Source organism: Stenotrophomonas pictorum JCM 9942, from assembly GCF_001431585.1.
Classification (GTDB): Bacteria; Pseudomonadota; Gammaproteobacteria; order Xanthomonadales; family Xanthomonadaceae; genus Stenotrophomonas; species Stenotrophomonas pictorum.
In genome coordinates this window covers 1-1,371 of sequence record NZ_LLXS01000077.1, presented here as the reverse complement: position 1 = coordinate 1,371, position 1,371 = coordinate 1, and the positions used below count along the sequence as shown (strand labels likewise).

The following is a 1,371-nucleotide window of genomic DNA, read 5'->3' as shown; positions in this document are numbered from 1 at the left end:
TGCTTCTCGAAGTGGGCGAGGATGGCGCTGATGGCGGCGGGTTCCTCGATGCTGGCGACGATCCGTACCGCGCCGCCGCAGTGGGCGCAGGTGGTGATGTCGATGGAAAAGACCCGCTTGAGCCGTTGCGCCCAGCTCATCGCACGGCGCTTCTGCTCGGGGCTGCGCGGCTCGTCGTGGGCGCTGACGTCCACTGGCGCCGCATCGCCCGCAGGCCGCTTGCCGCGCCCCGAGGGCGTCAGCTGCGCACGCAGGTTTGCATTCGGGGCGAATACGCCGTGGAAGCGGGTGAGATGCGCGCGAGGTGGCGGGACCAGTGCCGCCAGCTTGGCGATGAAGTCCACCGCATCCCATTCGACATGCGTGGTCCCATTTCGCCACGGCGTCTTGAGCTGATACCGCACCCTACCCTGCGGTGAGATCGACAGCCGCTGCTCGCTGATCGCCGGGCGCGTGATGTAGCGGCACAGCTTTTCGAGCTTGTGGCTTTCGTGTGCTTCCGCGGCCACGCCGGCATGCAGCGAGAAGCCGCCGACCTTGCCGGCGTCGCCGTCCAGAGAACCCGCATCACCGGGTAGCGTTTTCAGGGTGACGACCTTGCGGCCAGCGTCGCGACCGGTGGCGATGCGGTAGGTGATCGAACTCATCCGCAGCGCGTCCATGCCGTCGTCGCCCGCCGCGCTGTCGGACAGAAACACGGATTCGTCCTCGCCTTCCAGCCAGCCTTTGCGCGTCAGGTGCCGGCACACGCGATGCGCGATGGTGTTGGCCAGTTCCGTCAGTTGCGCCGATGTGGGCGCACGGGTGCGGTGCAGGCGCGGCTTGCGCTGCGGACGCTCGGTGGTGTCCTCGTACACGCCGTCGAGCCACAGCATGTGGAAGTGGATGTTGAGATTCAGCGCGCTGCCGAAGCGCTGGATCAGGGTCACCACGCCGCATTGCGCCGTATCCCGCGGCACGCCGGCCTGATCGGCAAGCCAACCGGCGATCACACGATGCACGATGCCCAGCACCGGGCCGATCGCCTCAGGCTTGCTGGCGAACAGGAAGCGCAACGGGTACGGGAAACTCAGCACCCATTGCCGCACCGGCCGCGGGCCGAACACCTCGTCCACCAGATGCCGCGCCGACTCGGCCATGCGCCGTGCGCCGCAGCTCGGGCACAGCCCGCGCTTCTTGCAGGAATACGCCACCAGCCTCTCGGCACGACAGTGCTCGCAGACCACGCGCAGGAAGCCGTGCTCGAGCACGCCGCAGCGCAGGTAGGTCTCGAACTCCTCGCGCACATACTCGGGCAGCGGGCGGTCTTCGGCCTCAAGACGCGCGATGAAGTCCGGGTAGTGCGCCTGCACTAGGGCCTGTTAACACTAT

Annotated in this window: 1 pseudogene; it reads right to left on the bottom strand. The window is 67.5% G+C overall.

What is annotated here, in order from left to right:
- A pseudogene (locus ARC78_RS15930) lies at nucleotides 1-1,358 on the bottom strand (ISCR element clade Ia family transposase); the annotation flags it as partial.
- Nucleotides 1,359-1,371: the final 13 nt, after the last annotated feature.